Below are 19,180 nucleotides of genomic sequence, written 5' to 3'. Positions count from 1 at the left end.
CCCGCGGTCAACGCGGCGGCTAAGAGCGCGGAACGAGCACGGGAACGTACGAGAGTCACGGCGACCCCATTCTTGAGCGGCTGTGAGTATGACGCCGCCCGCCACCGAAAGGTTCGGTCGCTCCGCTTCCCGCGCTCTCGGTACCGGCCCCGCACCGGCGTTCGTACCGGTGCCGTACCGGTGCCGTACCGGCGGCGCCCCTACAACGCCCGCAGCGCCGCGGCCGTGGCCCGGGTCAGACTCTCCAGATACCCCTTCGGCAGCTTCGGCGCCCGGACGACCACCGACCGCCAGTACAGCGGCCCGGAGATCACGTCCAGGGCCAGGTCCTCGTCCACACCCTCCCGGACCTCGCCCCGCGCGACCGCGGCCGCGACGATCCCGGTGGCCACGCTCTGCTGGCCCTCCCGCAACGCCTTCTGCATGGCCTCGGCGATCTCCGGGTTGCGGGCGGCCTCGGCCTGGAGGTCGGGGATGATCTGGCCGGCGACCGGGTGGCGCAGGGCACGGGACGTGACCTCGTACAGCAGTCGGAGGTCGCCCTCCAGCGAGCCCGTGTCCGGCACCGGCAGGCCCTGGACCGCCACCGCCGAGACCAGGTCCAGCACCAGGTGCAGCTTGGAGCGCCAGCGCCGGTACACCGCCGTCTTGCCGACGCCGGCGCGGCGGGCGATCCCCTCGATGGACATCCGGGCGTAGCCGACGGCCGCCAGTTCCTCGAAGACCGCCGCCCTGATCGCCTCGGTCACGTCCTCCCGGAGCACGGCCGCCCCGGCGGGGGCCCGGCGGCGCGGCCGTGGCGGCGGCTGCGCTTCGGAGGGGCCGGCGTTCGTCGTCATGGCTCACAGCATAGGGCGTGACGACGAAACGGTTGCGTTCCGACGTCAACTCGGCTTACTCTCGCGTTGCGACGATACGGTCCCGTCCCGACGTAAGAGCAGGGCAAGGGCGGCGTAAGAAGCATGTGACGCATGAGACGCCCGACAGTCGCACCATCAAGTTCGCACCATCGAGTTCGCACCATCGAATACGCGCGTACGCGGGACGCCCCCACCAGCGAAAGCAGCGGAAGTGAGCCAGGTCCTCCACACACCGCCAGCCCTCACGGCGGCCCACCCCCCGGCCGCTCCGGCCGACCGTGGCACCCCCGCCGAGACCCCCGCCCAGCTCGCCGAGCGGTACGGCCTCAGCGTCAGCGGGGCCCGCCCCTCCCTCGGCGCGTACGTACGGCAGCTGTGGGCCAGACGGCACTTCATCACCGCCTTCGCCACGGCGAAGCTGACCGCGCAGTACAGCCAGGCGAAGCTGGGCCAGGTCTGGCAGGTCGCGAACCCGCTGCTCAACGCGGCGGTCTACTACCTGATCTTCGGCCTGCTCATGGGCACCAAGAAGGGCGTGCCGGACTACGTCCCGTTCCTCGTGACCGGCGTGTTCGTGTGGACCTTCACCCAGAGCTCGATCATGGCGGGCACCCGGGCCATATCCGGCAGCCTCGGTCTCGTCCGGGCGCTGCACTTCCCCCGGGCCTCGCTGCCCCTGTCGTACTGCCTGCAGCAGCTCCAGCAGCTGCTGTTCTCCATGGCCGCGCTGGTCGTGATCCTGCTGGCGTTCGGAGTGCCGGTCGCCCTGTCATGGCTGCTGATCATCCCCGCGCTGACGCTTCAGTTCGTGTTCAACGCAGGGGTCGCGATGGTGATGGCGCGGATCGGCGCCAAGACCCCCGACATCGCGCAGCTGATGCCGTTCGTGCTGCGTACCTGGATGTACGCGTCGGGCGTGATGTTCAGCATGGACCGCATCCTCGCCGACCGGGACCTGCCGGCCTTCGTGCACGTCCTGCTGGAGTGCAACCCCGCCGCCGTCTACATCGACCTCATGCGCTTCGCGTTGATCGACAGCTTCCACGCGGGTCAACTGCCGTCGCACGTATGGGCGATCGCAGCGGGCTGGGCGCTCCTCGCGGGCGTCGGCGGGTTCATCTACTTCTGGAAGGCTGAGGAGACGTACGGCCGTGGCTGACATCGACACCATCACCATCACCTCCACCTCCACCGTTCCGGGCACGCGCCGGGAGGCGGCCCCGGACGTCCCCGCCGAACTCGTCCCCACCGTCGTCGTCGACGGCGTCGACATCGTCTACCGCGTCAACGGAACCGGTGCCGGGCGCGGCACCGCCACCGCCGCGCTCAACCGCATCCTGCGGCGGAAGAAGACCGAGAAGGCGTCCGGCGTGCGCAAGGTGCACGCCGTACGGAACGTGTCCTTCACCGCGTACCGGGGCGAGGCCGTCGGGCTCATCGGCACCAACGGCTCCGGCAAGTCGACCCTCCTCAAGGCCGTCGCCGGGCTGCTCCCCGTCGAGAACGGCCGCATCTACACCGACGGCCAGCCGTCCCTGCTCGGCGTGAACGCGGCCCTGATGAACGACCTCACGGGTGAGCGGAACGTCCACCTCGGCGGGCTCGCCATGGGGATGTCGCGGGAGCAGGTGAAGGAGCGGTACGAGCAGATCGTCGACTTCTCGGGCATCAACGAGAAAGGGGACTTCATCACGCTCCCCATGCGCACCTACTCCTCCGGAATGGCGGCGCGGCTGCGGTTCTCCATCGCCGCCGCCAAGGACCACGACGTCCTGCTGATCGACGAGGCCCTGGCCACGGGCGACCGCTCCTTCCAGAAGCGGTCCGAGGCGCGGATCCGTGAGCTGCGGAAGCACGCCGGCACGGTCTTCCTCGTCAGCCACAACAACAAGTCGATCCGGGACACGTGCGACCGGGTGCTGTGGCTGGAGCGGGGGGAGCTTCGCCTGGACGGGCCCACGGACGAGGTGCTGAAGGAGTACGAGAAGTTCACCGGCGGGAAGAAGTAGCACCGAAGGCATCCGAAGACATCGCAGGCATCCAAAGACACCGCAGGCACCCGAAGACATCCGAAAGTACCTGGAAGCAGGACGCCTACCTCTCCAGGAAGCTGAACAGGGCCTCCCACCTGTCCACGATCTCCTCCGTCCCGTACCGCCGGATGTTCTCCCTCGCCCTGTCGCCCATCCGGTCCCGCAGGCTCTTGTCGGTCATCAACAGGTCGAGCCTGCGGGCCAGTTCGCCGGTGTTGCCGGGGGCGACGAGCAGCCCGTCCTCCCCGTCCCGCACGATCTCGTGGACGCCCGGCGCGCAGTCGAAGGCGACGCAGGGGACCGCCATCGCCATGGCTTCCATCAGGGCGAGGGGGAAGCCCTCGCCCCGGGAGGACAGGGCGAAGACCGAGCCGCCGCGCAGGGCGCCCGGCACGTCGTTCGTACGGCCCATCCAGGACACCGAGTCGTCGAGGCCCAGTGCCGTGCACTGCTTCCTGAGGAGTTCCCCGTCCTCTCCGGAGCCGTACACGAGCAGGGTCCAGTCGGGGTGGCGGGGGGCCACCTCGGCCCAGGTGTCAAGGAGCATGTCGACACCCTTCTCGTCGCTGAGCCGGCCGATGCTGACGACGGCCTTCCCGGTGCGCGGCGAGGGCACCTCCGGCACCCAGGGCACGGCGTTGGGCAGGTAGGAGGCGTTGTCGAGGCCCTCGCCGATCCACAGGTCGGCGTCCTCGCGGGTGAGGACGAGCATCCGGTCGACGTCCCGGTAGTGCTTCAACACCCGCTGGAAGCGCGAGGAGCGCCGCGCGGTCTCGAAGGACTCGTGGCTCATCCCGATGACGGTCAGACCGGCGGTGTCGGCGAGCCCGACCCACTCCATCGCCCACACCTGGGTCACGACGACGACCCCGCCGGGGCGCGCGGCCCGGAAGAGACCGCTCAGCACGGCGGCCTTGTCCCGCATGCTCGCGTCCCGTGCCCGGCCGGGGCCCGGCGGTTGGCCGTCGTACAACCTGGTGGTGGGGTACGGGAGTTCGCCGAGGTCGTGCGGGTCCTCGGGGGTGGTGACGCCGATGACGTGGACGCGGTGGCCGCGCTCGGTGAGGAGGTCGGCCAGGTGATGGGACCAGCTGGTCACGCCGCCCATCTCGTCCACGCTGTTGGACACCAGGAAGACGTCCCGCGGCCCGGTCACTCGTGTTCCGTCCTGCCCGGTCACGTGCGCCTCCACCCGGAGAAGAACTGGTCGACGACGCTCTGGGCCGCCGTCCCCTTGTCGTACTCGCCGAAGTCGGCCGTGAACCGCTCCCGCGCGGCGGCGTACTTGAGCGTCTGCTCGTCCAGCGGCATCGACCGCAGGACGGAGTGCAGCTCGTCCTCCGTCCGCACGATCGGGCCCGGCGCCCGTTCGAGGAGGTCGAAGTAGGTGCCCCGGCCCTCGTGCACGTACTCCTCGTAGTCGTACGTGAAGAAGAGCATCGGGCGGTCCAGCAGCGCGTAGTCGAACATCACCGACGAGTAGTCCGTGATCAGCGCGTCCGCGAGGGCGAGGACGGGGGTCACGTCGTGGTGGGCCGAGACGTCGACGACCCGGCCCCGGACCGACGGCGGGAGCACGACGTGGTTGAGGTAGTGGGCGCGTACGAGGAGGACGTACTCGTCGCCGAACGTCTCGGCGAAGCGCTCCACGTCGAAGGGGAGGGTGAAGCGGCGCTGCCCCTGGTGGCGGAAGGTGGGGGCGTAGAGCAGGACCTTCTTGTCCGCCGGAATCGGTGGGATACCCAACTCGGCTGCCAGCCGGGCGCGTTGGGACGTCCCCCGGGCTCGCACCAGCGCGTCGTTGCGCGGATAGCCCACCCGCAGCAGCACCTTCTCGCGCAGCCGGAAGGCCTTCGCCAGGGTGCGGACGTCGTGCTCGGAGCGGATCAGGAAGTGGTCGAAACGGTCGAGGGTGCGTTGTTGTTCGGCCTGCTCGGCGCGGGCCTTGAGCTTCCAGCCGGGCTCGTCGAAGCCCATGCGCTTGAGCGCGGAACCGTGCCAGGTCTGGATGTACGTCGTACCGGGGCGCTTGGCCAGTTTCAGCGGGAAGCTCTGGTTGTCGATCCAGAACTCGGCGCGGGCCAGCGCCCGCAGGTACGGCAGCGACCAGCGGCGGACGAGGGTGGCGTCGGCGGGGAAGCCCTCCGGGCGGCCCGCGTACGACCACACCGCCTCGAAGTCGAGGCCCTGGCGGCGCATCTCCTCGTAGATCGCCCGGGGGCTGTCGCTGTACTGCCGGCCGAGGTGGCTCTCGAACACCACCAGGCGCCGGCGCATCGGCATGCGCCGGAGAACCTGGTGGTAAAGGCGGATTTTGGTGTCTCCGGAGGTGGCCTTCTTGCGCAGCGCCTTCGCCCTGCGGTAGCCCGACTTGGCGAGCCGGCCAGGGGCGCCCTGGAGGCCTCGGGTGACGAGGACGGTGGCCTTCTTGTCGGGGACCAGCCGGAACGCGAGGTGGCCGCGGGCGGAGATCCCCGGTTCGACCCGGTCGGCGACCAGCCGCGTGAGGCGGGGGCGGACCGGCAACTCACCGGTGGCCAGGCCCGGTTCGGCGGCGGTGAGCCGGCTGGTGGTGCGCTCGCCGTCGACGTCCAGATGAAGGCGTACGTCCCAGACGGCGTCCACGATGCCGAGCGGGCGGAGGGTCTTCGAGATGTCGGCGGTGGCCTGCCAGGCGACGTACGGGCCGTCGTGCCGGACGGTCGTCACCGGCACCCGGAAGGTCCGAAAGCGCACGCCGGGGCGGCGGGCGTAGAACTCCAGCTCGGCGGTGAGCCGGGCATCGAGCGGGATGATCCCGAGGGGGTTGGTGACGCGCCCGGCGAGACGGATGCCGCCGCCCGCCGCATCCTCTTCGTACCGCGTCAGCTCGTCGCGCAGGAACAGCTTCCCGACCGGGCGGGCGTGGTAGCCGAGTTCGGTGACGTCCAGGACGCGGCGCGCGAACTCCCCTTCCTCTCCGGGGGTGTCCAGGTGCTCGGCGCACCAGTAGACGCGCCCGTCGCGTTCGACGAGCGGCGCGGAGACCTTGTCGCGGTTGGTGAGCGTGTCCACGGCGGGCAGCAGGTTGTCCCAGTCGCTCATCCGCAGGAGGTAGGCGCAGATGGCGTGGATGGGTTCGACCTCGTCGTACGCGGCCGGGTCGACCGACGCCAGATAGGCACGGGCCAGCTCCGCGAACTCCCGGCGGTAGGCCGCGTCCCGGAAGGGCAGGTCACGCAGGTGCAGCACCAGGTCGTGCTTGAGGAACTTGACGTCCTTGTGGAACTTCAGCTCCCGCATGCCCTTGTCGGCGAGGAGCCGGTCCACCCTACGGTGGATCTCCATGCGGTGCGCGAAGTTGGCGATCTCGGCCCGCCGGTTGCTGATCGAGGCCTCGGACTTCCCGGAGTTCTGGACGACGTTCCAGTCGTAGACCCGGTTGGGGATCAGGGTGATACGGCGGGCGGCGGCGTACGCCTGGGCGGAGAAGAAGAGATCCTCGTAGTGGATGCCTACGGGGAACAGCAGGCCGTTGTCGACCAGGAAGTCCCGGCGGTAGCACTTGTTGGTGGACAGCGTGTCGTAGACCAGCAGGTCGGGCAGCTCGGAGATCGAGTCGAGGGTACGGGTGCGGGTGTACAGCCAGGGGTACCACTTGCTCTCCTTCCGTGTGCGGGTGTCCACGTGGACGCGGACGCAGAGGCCGGAGACGAGGTCGGCGCCGGTGGTCTCGGCGGCCTCCAGCATGTTCCGGCAGGCGTTGCGCTCCAGGACGTCGTCGCTGTCGAGGAAGAGGACGTACTCGCCGCGGGTCTCACGGATGCCCTGGTTGCGGGGTGCGCCGCAGCCGCCGCTGTTCTGGGGGAGCCGGTACGCCCGTACGCGGCCCGGGTGCTCGGCGGCGAGGCGGGCGGCCACCTCGTACGAGCCGTCCGTGCTGTGGTCGTCGACGATCACGACCTCGACGCTCCGCAGCGTCTGCTCCAGCACCGAGCGGACGGCCGTGGGCAGTCTGGCCTCGTCGTTGTAGACGATCACGACGACGGACATCGCGGGTCGCTGGTCCACGTCCGCGCTCACCCCATTCATCCCGTTTCGCTGCTTCTTCTACCCTCTATAGACCGTGGTGCGGTTGAGGGCCACTTGGGTAGATGTCCGCGCGGGTGCACGGGTTGCCTCATCCGCGACCGGCGCGGCCGTCCCGCGATACGCTCCGGAGGCAGGCGTGAGCGGAGGAGGCGGTCGATGCGCGGGGTGGTGCCTGAGCCGCTGCGGGTGGAGGATCCGCGGGAGATCGCCGGGTACCCGCTGTACGCCCGGATCGGTGAGGGCGGCATGGGTACCGTCTATCTCTCCCGCAGCCGGGGCGGCCAGCCGGTCGCGCTGAAGCTGGTCCGCCCGGAGTACGCCGCCAGTCCCGCCTTCCGTGAGCGCTTCGCCCGCGAGGTGGCCGCCGGGCGCCGCGTCTCCGGCTACCACCTGGTGCCGATCGTCGACCACGACGCCGGTGCGGAGCGGCCCTGGCTCGCCACCCACTACGTCCCGGGCGTCCCCCTCGACCAGGCCCTGGAGACCCACGGCCCGCTCCCCGTCCCCACCGTCCTGCAGCTACTGGCCTGCGTCGCGTACGCGCTGGACGCCGTGCACACCGCCGGAGTGATCCACCGGGACGTCAAGCCCGCCAACCTGCTGCTCGCGGCGGACGGGCCCTGGCTGCTCGACTTCGGCATCGCGCGGGCGGCGGGCGCGGCCACCCTCACCACCGCCGGACGCCTCATCGGCACCCCGCGCTACATGTCCCCCGAGCACGCCCTCGGCCGCCGGGTCACCTCCGCGTCCGACGTCTTCGCGCTCGGACTGATCGCGGCGGTCGCCGCCACCGGGCGCCACCCGTACGGCCGCGGCAACCCCCTGGCCATCGCGACCCGCATCGCCGCCACCGACGTCGCCCCACCCGCCCTGGACGGCATCGACCGTCCCCTCCTCGACGTCGTCCGCCGCTGCCTCACCGCCGACCCGGCGTCCCGCCCCTCCGCCGCCGCCATGGCCGAGCACTGCGCCGGCGCGGCCCGCCGCGACGTCCGCGACTTCGCCTCCTGGCTACCGGGCCCCGTGGCCACCTCGGTGACGCTCATCGAAACAGCCTTCCGCACCCTGTCCTTGACGGAGGCCCCGACGACGCCTGCCCCACGGCTCTCGGAAGCGCCGACGGCCCGTCAACTCCCGTCGACGGCCCCGATCACGGTCCGGGACGAGGAATGGCGCAGGAGAGTGCGCCGGGAACCGTAGGCCGCGGTCCGTTGTCCGTACCACTGTGGGCGGTCGCACCGCAGGCCGGAACGGGTGGGCACGGCCAACAGCCGCCGGACTCCCGATAAGCTCTGGTCCCGCCCAACAAGAGCCCAACAGTGCACAGGAGTTGCGCACCGTACCGGGGGAGGCTCCCATCAGCAGCAGCACTGGCGACATCCTGAGCCCGCTGGGACCGCAGGATCCACGAGAGACCGCCGGGTACCACCTGCAGGCCCGCATCGGCGAGGGCGGCATGGGCACGGTCTATCTGTCGCACACCCGCGGCGGCCAGCCCGTCGCCCTGAAGGTCATCCGCCGCGAGTACGGCCAGGACCCCGACTTCCGCCGCCGCTTCGAGCAGGAGGTCCAGGCGGCCCGCCGCGTGCAGGGCTACCACATCGTCCCGGTCGTCGACCACGACACCAACGGCGAACTGCCCTGGCTGGCCTCGGCGTTCATCGCGGGAATCCCCCTGCACGACGCCCTCGTCGCCTTCGGTCCGCTCCCCCTGCCCGCCGTGTTCCAGCTGGTCGGCTGCGCGGCCCGTGCCCTGACCTCCATCCACGCGGCCGGCGTCATCCACCGCGACCTCAAGCCCAGCAACATCCTGCTGGGCTCCCAGGGTCCGTTCGTCATCGACTTCGGCATCGCCCGCGCCGCCGACGCCACCCACCTGACCCAGTCCGGCGGCCTGATCGGCACCCCGCAGTACATGTCGCCGGAGCACGCCCTCGGCGAGCAGGTCACCCCGGCGACCGACGTCTTCTCGCTCGGTCTGATCGCCGCCGTCGCGGCCACCGGACGCCACCCGTACGGCGACGGCGGTGCCATCACCATCGCCGCGCAGATCGCCAACACCGCCCAGCGGCCGCCGAAGCTCGACGGGTACGACGAGCGGTTGCGCCCCCTGCTGGAGCGCTGCCTGACCGCCGAGCCGGCCGAGCGCGTCGGCACCGAGGAACTGGCCACGCTCTGCCAGGAGTCGGCGGGCCGCGGCCTCAGCGACTTCTCCGGCTGGCTCCCGGCACCGCTCACCGCCGAGATCGCCCGCCGCGAGCAGTCGGCCCAGACCCCGCCCCGGCCGACGGCACCCCAGATGCCCGCGGCACCCCCGACCGCCCCTCCGACCGCCGCCCCGGCGCCCCCTGTGACGCCGCCCCACGACCCGGCGGCCTATCCCCAGGCCACCACCCAGGGCCTGCCCCAGCCGGCCCCGACGCCCCCGCAGACCGGCTTCGGCCCGGCGCCCCAGGGCCCGGCCCCGACCCCCGGCTACGGCTACCCGCCCCCGGCGACGGACACCCACAACCTCACCCCGCAGGCCCCGGCACCGGCGGCACCGGCCGCCCCCAAGAAGAGTCGCCGCGGTCTGAAGGCGGCCCTCGTCACCCTGGCCCTCGTCCTCGTGGCCGGCTCGGGCGCGGCGGCCACGGTGTATGTGCTCAACAACAAGAAAGACAGCAACACGACGGCGAACGGCACCAAGGACAGCGGCAAGAGCGCCGGCAAGGACGGCGACAAGGCGGCCTCGTCGCCGACGCCTTCCGAAACCACCGGCGACGCGGAGGACACCGGTGGGAAGAACGACCCCCCGGATGCAGGCACGGACCCCACCGCGTCGACCGGCAACGTGCCCGCGAACGCCACGTACGACGTGCTCTTCGAGAACAAGGCGATGAGCGTGCTGGGCCCGGGCAGCCTGGAGACCACCTATGTGGACCTCGACGGGCCCAAGGTCGACCCGACCACCTACATGGGCACCGAAGTACAGGAGTTCTCCGCCTCCTCCATCAACCTCACGTTCACCCACCCCATGGGTAAGGCGGCGGGCACCACCCCCGAGGAGTGCCTGGCGGGCGCCGAGCAGAACCCGTTCACCCAGACGCTGAGCGGCGACTCCATCAACCGGGACGACGAGATCGTCAAGGGCGACCACCTCTGCTCGGTCACCGGCGAGGGCAACCTCGCGATGTGGACGATCACGGAGGTCGGCGCCCCCAGCGATCTGGACTACCTGCCCGACCTCAAGGGCACGATCACGGTCTGGGAGATCCAGCGCTGAGACCGTGAACGCGCGAGGGGCGCCCCCGGGTTCATCGGAACCCGGGGGCGCCCCCTTCGTCGTACGCGCGGAAAACGCTACGAGTGGCTGCGCAGCAGCGTCCGCATCGTCCGCATCGCCACCGACAGGTTGGCCAGATCGAACGCGTCGGAGCCCTGGATCTCCTCCAGCGTCGTGCGCGCCCGGCCCAGCAGCGCCGCGTTCTTCTGCTCCCACACCTTGAAGCGCTGCTCGGGCGTGGAGGAGCCGTTGCCCGCGGAGAGGACCTCGGCGGTGAGCGACGCGTGGGCCGCGTACAGGTCCTCGCGGATCGCCGCGCGGGCCATGGACTGCCAGCGGTCGGCGCGCGGCAGGTCGATGATGCGGTCCATGAGCTGGGTGATGCTCAGCCGGTCGGCGAGGTCGTAGTACACCTCGGCGACCTCCATCGGCGTCCGGCCGACCCGGTCGGCGACGGCCACGATGTCGAGCGTCGGGAAGGCCGAGGAGAAGCCCGCGACCCGGGTGGCCAGCTCCTCCGGAACCCCGGCGCCCGTCAGCTCGTCGTAGATCTTCTGGTACCACTCCAGGTCCGCGCCGCGCAGCAGCTTGGGCAGCTCGCCCCAGACCAGGTGCACGCCCTCGGAGAAGAACGCGATGGTCTCGGCGAGCTGCAGCGGCTGCGGCCGGTTGTTGAGCAGCCAGCGTGTACCGCGCTCGACGAGGCGGCGGGAATGCAGCCGGATCCGGGTCTGGACGGCCGCGTCGACCGTGTTGTCCAGGCCCTCGACGCCGTCCCACACCTCGCCCGACCCGAAGATCGCGCGGGACGCGGTCTGCGCCCGGACGATCTCCTCCAGCGAGGCCCCGGTCTCCTCCCGCAGCCGGTGCAGGAAGCTCGTACCGCCCGTGTTGACCGTGTCGTTGACCAGCAGGGTCGTGATGATCTCGCGGCTCAGCGGGTGGCTGTCGATGTGCTCGGGGAACCGCTCGCCCAGCGCGGCCGGGAAGTACGCGTGCAGCAGCTTGCGCAGGTAGGCGTCGTCCGGCAGCGAGGTGTGCAGCAGTTCCTCGGCGACCGTGATCTTCGTGTAGGCGAGGAGGACGGCCGTCTCGGGGCCGGTCAGGCCCTGTCCGGTGTTGAGCCGCTCGCGGATCTGCCGGTCGCTGGGCAGGAATTCGAGCGCGCGGTCGAGGTGGCCCTCCCTGACCAGGTGGCGCATGAAGCGCTGCTGGGCGTGGAGCATGTCCGGGGACTGGGCGAGGGCGTTGGCGATCGCCGTGTTCTGCGCGTAGTTGTTGCGCAGGACCAGGTGGCCGACCTCGTCGGTCATCTCGGCGAGCAGCTTGTTGCGCTGCTTGACCGTCATGTCGCCGTCCCTGACCAGGCCGTTGAGCAGGATCTTGATGTTCACCTCGTGGTCGGAGGTGTCCACGCCCGCGCTGTTGTCGATGGCGTCGGTGTTGACCCGCCCGCCGGTCTGCGCGAACTCGATCCGCCCCAGCTGCGTCAGGCCGAGGTTGCCGCCCTCACCGACGACCTGGACCCGCAGGTCCCGCCCGTCGACCCGGATCGCGTCGTTGGCCTTGTCGCCGACATCGGCGTGCGACTCGGTCGACGCCTTCACGTACGTGCCGATGCCGCCGTTCCACAGCAGGTCGACCGGCGCCTTGAGGATCGCCTTCATGAGGTCGGCCGGGGTCATCTTGGCGATCTTTTCCTCGATGCCGAGGACGTCCCGGATGTGGCCGTTGATCGGGATCGCCTTGGCCGTACGGGGGAAGACGCCGCCGCCGGTGGAGATCAGACTGGTGTCGTAGTCGCCCCAGCTGGAGCGGGGCAGCTCGAAGACGCGACGGCGCTCGGCGTACGAGGTCGCCGCGTCCGGGCTGGGGTCGATGAAGATGTGCCGGTGGTCGAAGGCGGCGACGAGCCGGATGTGCTCACTGAGCAGCATGCCGTTGCCGAACACGTCACCGGACATGTCGCCGATGCCGACGACCGTGAAGTCCTCGGACTGCGTGTCGGTGCCCACGTCCCGGAAGTGCCGCTTGACCGACTCCCAGGCACCGCGGGCGGTGATGCCCATGCCCTTGTGGTCGTATCCGGCGCTGCCGCCGGAGGCGAAGGCGTCCCCGAGCCAGAAGTTGTAGTTCTCGGCGACCCCGTTGGCGATGTCGGAGAAGGTCGCGGTGCCCTTGTCGGCGGCGACGACGAGATACGTGTCGTCCTCGTCGTGCCGTACGACGTCCGACGGCGGTACGACCTCGCCCGCGACCATGTTGTCGGTGATGTCGAGCAGCGCGGAGATGAAGGTCTTGTAGCTCCGGATGCCCTCGGCCAGCCACGCGTCCCGGTCCACCGACGGGTCGGGCAGCTGCTTGGCGACGAAGCCGCCCTTGGCTCCGACGGGCACGATGACGGTGTTCTTGACCATCTGCGCCTTGACCAGGCCCAGGATCTCGGTCCGGAAGTCCTCCCGCCGGTCCGACCAGCGCAGCCCGCCGCGGGCGACCTTCCCGAACCGCAGGTGCACGCCCTCGACCCGCGGCGAGTACACCCAGATCTCGTACGCCGGACGCGGTGCCGGCAGGTCCGGGATGACCTGCGGGTCGAACTTCATGGAGACGTAGTCGTGCGGCTTGCCGCCGGCCGCCTCCTGGAAGAAGTTCGTGCGCAGCGTCGCCTTGATGACCGTCAGGAAGGACCGCAGGATCCGGTCCTCGTCGAGGCTCGCCACCTGGTCGAGCGCCGCGTCGACCTCTTCGAGGAGCGCGTCGACGATCTCCCGGCCCGCCCGCTGCCGGTCCGGCGACATCCGCGCCTCGAACAGCGACACGAGCAGCCGGGTGGTGTGGACGTTGTTGCGGAGGGTGTCCTCCATGTAGTCCTGGCTGAAGGTGGACCCTGCCTGCCGCAGGTACTTGGCGTACGCGCGCAGCACCATGGCCTGCCGCCAGGTGAGGCCCGCGCTCAGCACGAGCGAGTTGAACCCGTCGTTCTCGGCCTGCCCGGTCCAGGTCGCGGCGAAGGTCTCCTGCACCCGCTCCCGGGCGTCGTCCCCGGCGTAGTCCACACTGCCGGCCTGCGGCCTGGGCATGCGCAGCCCGAAGTCGTAGATCCACGCGGTCGTCCGGTCCGCGCAGCGCAGCTCGTACGGCCGTTCGTCGATGACCTCGACGCCGATGCGGTTGAGGACGGGCAGCACCGCGGAGAGGGAGACGGAGCCGCCCTTGCGGTAGATCTTGAAGCGGCGCTCGTCGGGCGCGGCGCCCACCGGCTCGTACAGGCTGAGCTCGAAGTCCTCGTCCTGCTTCAGCGCTTCGAGGCGGACGAGGTCCGCGACGGCCGAGCGGGGGTTGTGGTCGGCCTTGTACCCCTCGGGGATGGCGTTCGCGTACCGGCGCAGCAGTTCGGCGGCCCGCTCCTCGCCGACCTCGGCGTTGAGCGCCTCGGCGAACCCGTCCGACCAGGACCGGGCGGCCTCCACCAGCTTGGCCTCGAGGCGGTCCTTGTCGGCGTCGCTGAGATGCGGCAGTTCGGTGCCCGGCTGGACGCGGACCACGAAGTGCAGCCGGGAGAGGATCGACTCGGTGTTCATGGCGGTGAAGTCGACGCTGATGCCGCCCAGTTCCTCCTTCAGGATGTCGATGATCCTGAGGCGTACGCCGGTGGTGTAGCGGTCGCGCGGGAGGTAGACGAGGGCGGAGTAGTAACGCCCGTACTCGTCCTGGCGGAGGTAGAGCCGCAGCCGCCGGCGCTCCTGGAGGTAGAGCACGGAGGTGACGATGGCCCGCAGTTCGTCGGCCGGGGTCTGGAACAGTTCGTCGCGCGGGTAGGTCTCCAGGATCTGGAGCAGGTCGCGCCCGTCGTGGCTGTTGGGCGAGAACCCGGCCCCCCTCAGGACGTCGTCGACCTTGCGGCGGACGACGGGCACCCGGCGCACGGACTCGGTGTAGGCGGCCGAGGAGAACAGTCCGAGGAAGCGCCGCTCACCGACCACGTTCCCCTCGGCGTCGAACTTCTTCACGCCCACGTAGTCGAGGTAGGACGGCCGGTGGACGGTGGCCCGGCTGTTGGCCTTCGTCAGGACGAGGAGCTTGTGCTCACGGGCCTTGGCGCGGGCATCGGCCGGCAGCCGCTCGAAGGAGGAGCTGACGGGGTGGTGGTCGTGCCCGGCGTGGTGCGGGTCGGAGCGCAGGATGCCGAGGCCGGTGCCGGCGACGGCGGCGAGCGAGTCGTCCTCCCGCAGCTCGTACTCCCTGAACCCCAGGAAGGTGAAGTGGTCGTCGGCGAGCCAGCGCAGCAGCTCGCGGGCCTCCTCCACCTCCTGTTCGCGCAGGTCGTCGGCGGTGTTCTCGGCGGGCAGCCCGTCGGCGATACGGACCGCCGCGTCCCGCATCTTCTCCCAGTCCTCGACGGCCTCGCGGACGTCGGACAGGACGCGCAGCAGATCGTTGTTGATCTGCTTGAGGTCCGCCCGGTCCGTCTCGCGGTCCATCTCCACGTGGATCCAGGACTCGATGTGCGCGTCGTGCGGCAGCGTCTCACCGGCGGCCACGGCCGCGGCCGCCGCGGCGACGGCGGCCGGCTCGATGACCAGCTCGACGAGCTTGCCCGTGACGTCCCGTCGTACGACGACCTGCGGGTGGATGACGACATGGATGCCGCGCCCCTGCCGTGACAGCTCGTTGGTCACGGAGTCGACGAGGAAGGGCATGTCGTCGGTGACGACCTCGACGACGGAGTGGCTGCACGTCCAGCCGTTCTCCTCGACGGTCGGGGTGTGGACCCGCACGTTGGCCGTGCCCTGGGGGCGGTTCTCGGCCAGGCGGTAGTGGGAGTGGGCGGCTCCGAAGATGTCGACCGGGTCGCGGCCGCTCAGGTCCTCCGGGGCGGTGTGCAGGTAGTAGCGCTGGAGGAACGCGAGCACGGTGTCGTGGTCCGGGATGCCGGACGTACTCTCGCTCGTCGTCCCAGTCGGTAGATACCCCCCGACCGGGCTGTTCTCAGCTACCCGGGCGGCCCGTTCGAGCAGCTCGGCCTTGGCTTCGTCCAGCTTGGTCTGCATTGTCCTCTGGCTCCTGTCGCGCGCCGTTGCGAGACGTAGAAGGAAGTACGAACTCGTTCCCTCCGACGCGCCGCCACGACACGGGGTGTCCGGTCTGCTTCGACGCTATGCCGCAGGGTGAGATGAGCGGGGGGTAATCAGCCATTTTCGGTACCCGAACCGGATGTGACGCTGCTCTCGGCACCGTCCGACCAGTGGGTGTACCCGGCGTCCCGGGAGCCCTGGTGGCTCCCTCCCGCCCGCGAGGACCAGCGACCGCCGCCCGGCCACGGATGTCGTCCGTGGTCACCGGGCGCGGGGCGGGGACGACAGCGTCCCCGCGAGCTATCGCGCTGATCACGCCACAAGGCTATCCCTCCGGACGGGGGGCACGTCATGAGCCGTATGTGTACAAAACAGGGGGTAGAACTTTGACGTTCTGCACAGTACCCATCGCGCACTTTTGAGCTTACCTCCGCGCAACCGAGCTTATACGCGCTTTCGCCGGACCCTGAATCCGCCCACCCCCTTGGCAAACCCTCACCCCGGATGCACGTTGCCCAGGAAGCCATAGCCTGGCGAAGGAAGCCCTGCGGTACCGAGGGGAGCCCCACCATGACGCCCAAGATCCTGATCGTGACCGGCGACGCGGCGGAGTCACTGGAGGTCCTGTACCCCTACCAACGCCTCCGCGAGGAGGGGTACGACGTCCATATCGCCGCCCCCAGCCGCAAGAAGCTCCGGTTCGTCGTCCACGACTTCGAACCGGGCTACGACACCTACACCGAGAAGCCCGGCTACACCTGGCCCGCCGACCTGGCCTTCTCCGAGGTCGACCCCGGCCAGTACGTCGCCGTCGTGGTCCCCGGCGGCCGGGCCCCGGAGTACCTGCGCAACGACCCCGAGCTGCGCAAGATCCTCAAGTCCTTCTTCGACACCGACAAGCCGGTCGCCCAGATCTGCCACGGGCCGCTGCTCACCGCCGCCGTGGACGCCCTGCACGGCCGCCGCGTCACCGCGTACCCCGCCCTCGAACTCGACATGCAGGCCGCCGGTGCCACCTTCCAGGACGCCGAGACCGTCGTCGACGGCACCCTCGTCTCCGCCCGCGCCTGGCCGGACCACTCCAGCTGGATGCGCGAGTTCCTGACGGTGCTGCGGGCGAAGGCGCCGGTGACGTAAGGGGCGGGGTGAGCAGGAGGCGTGCGGGAGGCGGGGCGGGCAGGAGGCGCGGCGGGGCGGGCAGGGGTGCGTGCGTGCGGCGGGGGTGCGTGCGGGCAGGGGTCCGGGAGGACATGGGTGCGGGCAGGGAGGGTGCGGCAGGGAGGGGTGCGGAGGGTGCTGACCGCTACGCGGCCAGCCGCTCGGCCTCCGCGACGGCCTCCTCCAGGGTGTCCACGACGGGCACCCCGACCCACTCCAGGCTGGCCCTGCTGTGGGAGCCCCCGGTGTAGAGCACGGCCTGCGCTCCCACGTGCCGGGCGGCGACGGCGTCATCGGCGGCATCCCCGATCACGACGGTCCGTCTCGGCTCCACGCCCACGAGCCGGCGCAGATGCCGCACCATGTGCTCGGCCTTGCTGCCCCCGGAGGGCCCGGTCCGCCCGTCGACCCGGACGAAGTGCGGCTCGATCCCGAACTCCCGGACCAGCGGGACCAGTTCCTCATGCTCGTACATGCTGAGGATCGACTGACTGCGCCCCGCCGAGAGCCACTGCGTGAGCAGTCCCGGCACACCGTCGGTCAGCCCACAGGCGACCCGGTGCTCCGAGTAGTACCGGTGGAAGACCACGTCCATGGCCTCCCACTCCTCGTCCGTGGGCAGCCGCCCGATCAACCGCTCATAGAACTTCGGCACCGGCACGCAGTACAGCTCCCGGTACCGCTCCAGCGTGATCGCCTCGATCCCCAACTCCGCGAACGCCGCGTTCGTCGCCCCGATGATCGCCTCGTTGTCATGGAACAAGGTCCCGTTCCAGTCCCAGACGATATGTGCCCCGACTCCGTTCATCCCCATACCCAGAACGTACCGTTCCTGTGGACTGAGCGGGGGTTGGTCCGTTCAGCCGCGCGCCCCGAACGGTCCTGGGCGAGCTGGTCCCCGGCGTACTCGACCCCGGGTGGCGACACGCATCCTGTGCGTGGTCCGGGCCCGGGTCCTGTGCGTGGTCCGGGCCCGGAGGCCGCTGATGGACACAGCCCTGCGCGACCTGGCCATGTAAGTACGGCCAGAGGCGACGGGGAGGCCCTGAACCATCACACCGGTGAAACAAGGGCCCGCACACTGACGCCGTACCCAGCGTCCCGGATCGCGCAATCACGCCAACCCGAACGGCCCAGGACACCGCAAGCCCGGAAACCGACCACCACACCATCGAGCCAACTCGACCTCATACACACTCCTTGGCGAGCAGCTACCAACCCCGCCGGGGTGCGAGCAGCGCCGCGGTGCGGTCAGCCCCCCAACCCCACCAGGTTGGGAATCTCCTGCGTCGCGTACCAGAGCAACTCGTGATCGTCCGCCCCGTCCACGATGAACTGCGCGTCGTCATCCCCCTGATCCGCCGCCCCCAACGCGTCCGCGGCCTCCCCCACCTCCCCCTCGGCCTCCGCCGAGTCGACATGCACGGCCGCGGCCTTGCCCAACGACACCGGCCCGGCCACCCGTACTTCCCCGAGCGCCACCGGATCGAGCCCCCGGTCGGGATCGGCCACCGCGTCCTGGTCGGCCACGTCCACGGCCACGACGACCCGCCGCCGGGCAGCCCTCGGATCCACGGCCACCAGCCGCAGCGACGCGAGCGCCGCCCGGTTCAGCGCCGCGTACTCCAGCTCCTCGACGTCGTCGGACAGATACCACTCCCGCAGAGCCGGCGTGACGGCGTACGCGACGAACGCCCCCTCCCCCAGCTCACCCGTCTTGTACGCCTCGGCGAGCCCGGGAAGGGTCAGGGGGACGTAGACGCGCATGGCAGGCCGCTTTCGTAGTCGTGATCTCGGAGAGCCTCGGAGAGTTTCGGCGGTTCGGCCCAGCGATGCGTCTCGGTTCGCCGCAGAGGTCCCCGCGAAGCCTCCGGAGGGCCTTCAGGATACGTGCGGGCGTCCCCTTTCGAGTCCCCGCCCAACCCTCCGGACGCGTCCACCCCGGGCCCGCCGTCTCACCCGGTACACCCCCGCCCCGCCGGGCCCGAACCCCCTCACCGTCACCCTGATAGGTGAACATTCCGCGGCCCCCCGCGACCCCCCGCGCTTCCTTGCCACGGCCCCCTCCGGCCTCGTACAAGATCCCCATCACCAAGTTACCGACTGGTATCCGCGGCCTCACCGACGAACGGGGATTTCCGATGAACAAGGTCATGACCAGGACCAGGCGCGACCCCGGCACCCGCCCACCCGTCCGCCACGACACCCGCCGCCCCGGCCGCACCCCGGCCCGCACGACCCCGGGAGGGGGCCGCCCGTCCACGCCCCGGTCCACAGCACCCGCGACGCCGCCCCCGCCCCGCACGGCGCCCACGGCACCCCTCGCCGGGCCCGTCCCCCACCCCCGTCCCACCGACCGCTTCGCCGACCTCCTCCTCGCCGTGCTGAGCGGCCGGCGCCCGGTCCACAGCATGCTGCGCCACACCGCGGGGAGGGCCTACGACGAACTGGCCTGGCTGGCCGAACACGGCACCCTGCGCACTCCTCACGGCGCCCACCCCGTCGTCCGCGACATCGGCTACTACGTGGCAGGTCCGGGCGCTCTGGAGGTCTTCGCCCGCATCGGCGCCGGCGACCGCCTCCGCGCCATGGCCTTCCGCCTGGAACACGGCCCCGACCACCGCTGGCGCTGCACAGCGGTGGAACTCGGCGGCCCGAGGCTCCCCCACCCGAACGACGACTGAACGACCACCCACCCCCGAAGAACCGCCCCACCCG

At 70.7% G+C, this 19,180-nt stretch carries 12 protein-coding genes; 6 read left to right on the top strand and 6 right to left on the bottom strand.

Going from position 1 to position 19,180, the window contains the following annotated elements:
* Positions 1-200: 200 nt before the first annotated feature.
* Positions 201-839, bottom strand: coding sequence for a TetR/AcrR family transcriptional regulator (locus OG622_RS30545; RefSeq protein WP_371579829.1), 639 nt, complete (start codon positions 837-839; stop codon positions 201-203).
* Between the two features lie 232 nt (positions 840-1,071).
* On the opposite strand from OG622_RS30545, the gene OG622_RS30540 reads away from it, so the two are divergent.
* Positions 1,072-2,019: an ABC transporter permease gene (locus OG622_RS30540; protein WP_371579828.1), complete on the top strand. Its 948-nt coding sequence runs from the start codon at positions 1,072-1,074 to the stop codon at positions 2,017-2,019.
* 16 nt (positions 2,020-2,035) lie between these two features.
* A complete protein-coding gene (locus OG622_RS30535) occupies positions 2,036-2,869 on the top strand; it encodes an ABC transporter ATP-binding protein (RefSeq protein WP_371584274.1) in 834 nt (277 codons plus the stop codon).
* Positions 2,870-2,954: 85 nt separating this feature from the next.
* Here the strand turns inward: OG622_RS30535 and OG622_RS30530 are convergent, their stop codons facing one another.
* Both OG622_RS30530 and OG622_RS30525 read right to left on the bottom strand, forming a co-directional pair.
* Complete coding sequence (locus OG622_RS30530) at positions 2,955-4,073, bottom strand: glycosyltransferase (protein WP_371579827.1); 1,119 nt, start codon at positions 4,071-4,073, stop codon at positions 2,955-2,957.
* Entirely contained in the window at positions 4,070-6,964 is a 2,895-nt protein-coding gene (locus OG622_RS30525; protein WP_371579826.1) for a CDP-glycerol glycerophosphotransferase family protein, read from the bottom strand. The genes OG622_RS30530 and OG622_RS30525 overlap by 4 nt, the downstream gene beginning before the upstream one ends.
* A 156-nt stretch (positions 6,965-7,120) precedes the next feature.
* Between OG622_RS30525 and OG622_RS30520 the strand changes: the two genes are divergently transcribed.
* Entirely contained in the window at positions 7,121-8,164 is a 1,044-nt protein-coding gene (locus OG622_RS30520) for a serine/threonine-protein kinase (RefSeq protein WP_371579825.1), read from the top strand.
* Positions 8,165-8,294: 130 nt separating this feature from the next.
* Positions 8,295-10,229 (top strand): serine/threonine-protein kinase, encoded by a 1,935-nt coding sequence (locus OG622_RS30515; RefSeq protein ID WP_371579824.1) that lies wholly within the window; start codon positions 8,295-8,297, stop codon positions 10,227-10,229.
* A 77-nt stretch (positions 10,230-10,306) separates the two neighbouring features.
* Here the strand turns inward: OG622_RS30515 and OG622_RS30510 are convergent, their stop codons facing one another.
* Positions 10,307-15,280 (bottom strand): NAD-glutamate dehydrogenase, encoded by a 4,974-nt coding sequence (locus tag OG622_RS30510; RefSeq protein WP_371579823.1) that lies wholly within the window; start codon positions 15,278-15,280, stop codon positions 10,307-10,309.
* 594 nt (positions 15,281-15,874) lie between these two features.
* Here OG622_RS30510 and OG622_RS30505 point away from each other — a divergent pair.
* Positions 15,875-16,441, top strand: coding sequence for a DJ-1/PfpI family protein (locus OG622_RS30505; protein WP_371579822.1), 567 nt, complete (start codon positions 15,875-15,877; stop codon positions 16,439-16,441).
* Positions 16,442-16,607: 166 nt separating this feature from the next.
* On the opposite strand, the gene OG622_RS30500 is transcribed toward OG622_RS30505, so the two are convergent.
* A complete protein-coding gene (locus tag OG622_RS30500) occupies positions 16,608-17,276 on the bottom strand; it encodes an HAD family hydrolase (protein WP_371579821.1) in 669 nt (222 codons plus the stop codon).
* Between the two features lie 437 nt (positions 17,277-17,713).
* Entirely contained in the window at positions 17,714-18,229 is a 516-nt protein-coding gene (locus OG622_RS30495) for a hypothetical protein (protein WP_371579820.1), read from the bottom strand.
* A 374-nt stretch (positions 18,230-18,603) separates the two neighbouring features.
* On the opposite strand from OG622_RS30495, the gene OG622_RS30490 reads away from it, so the two are divergent.
* Positions 18,604-19,146, top strand: coding sequence for an Rv3235 family protein (locus OG622_RS30490; RefSeq protein WP_371579819.1), 543 nt, complete (start codon positions 18,604-18,606; stop codon positions 19,144-19,146).
* The last annotated feature ends 34 nt before the right edge of the window (positions 19,147-19,180 follow it).

Source organism: Streptomyces sp. NBC_01314, from assembly GCF_041435215.1.
In the GTDB taxonomy this organism is placed as follows: Bacteria; Actinomycetota; Actinomycetes; order Streptomycetales; family Streptomycetaceae; genus Streptomyces.
The sequence above is the reverse complement of the archived record's forward strand: the minus strand, read 5'-3'. Positions and strand labels throughout refer to the sequence as shown.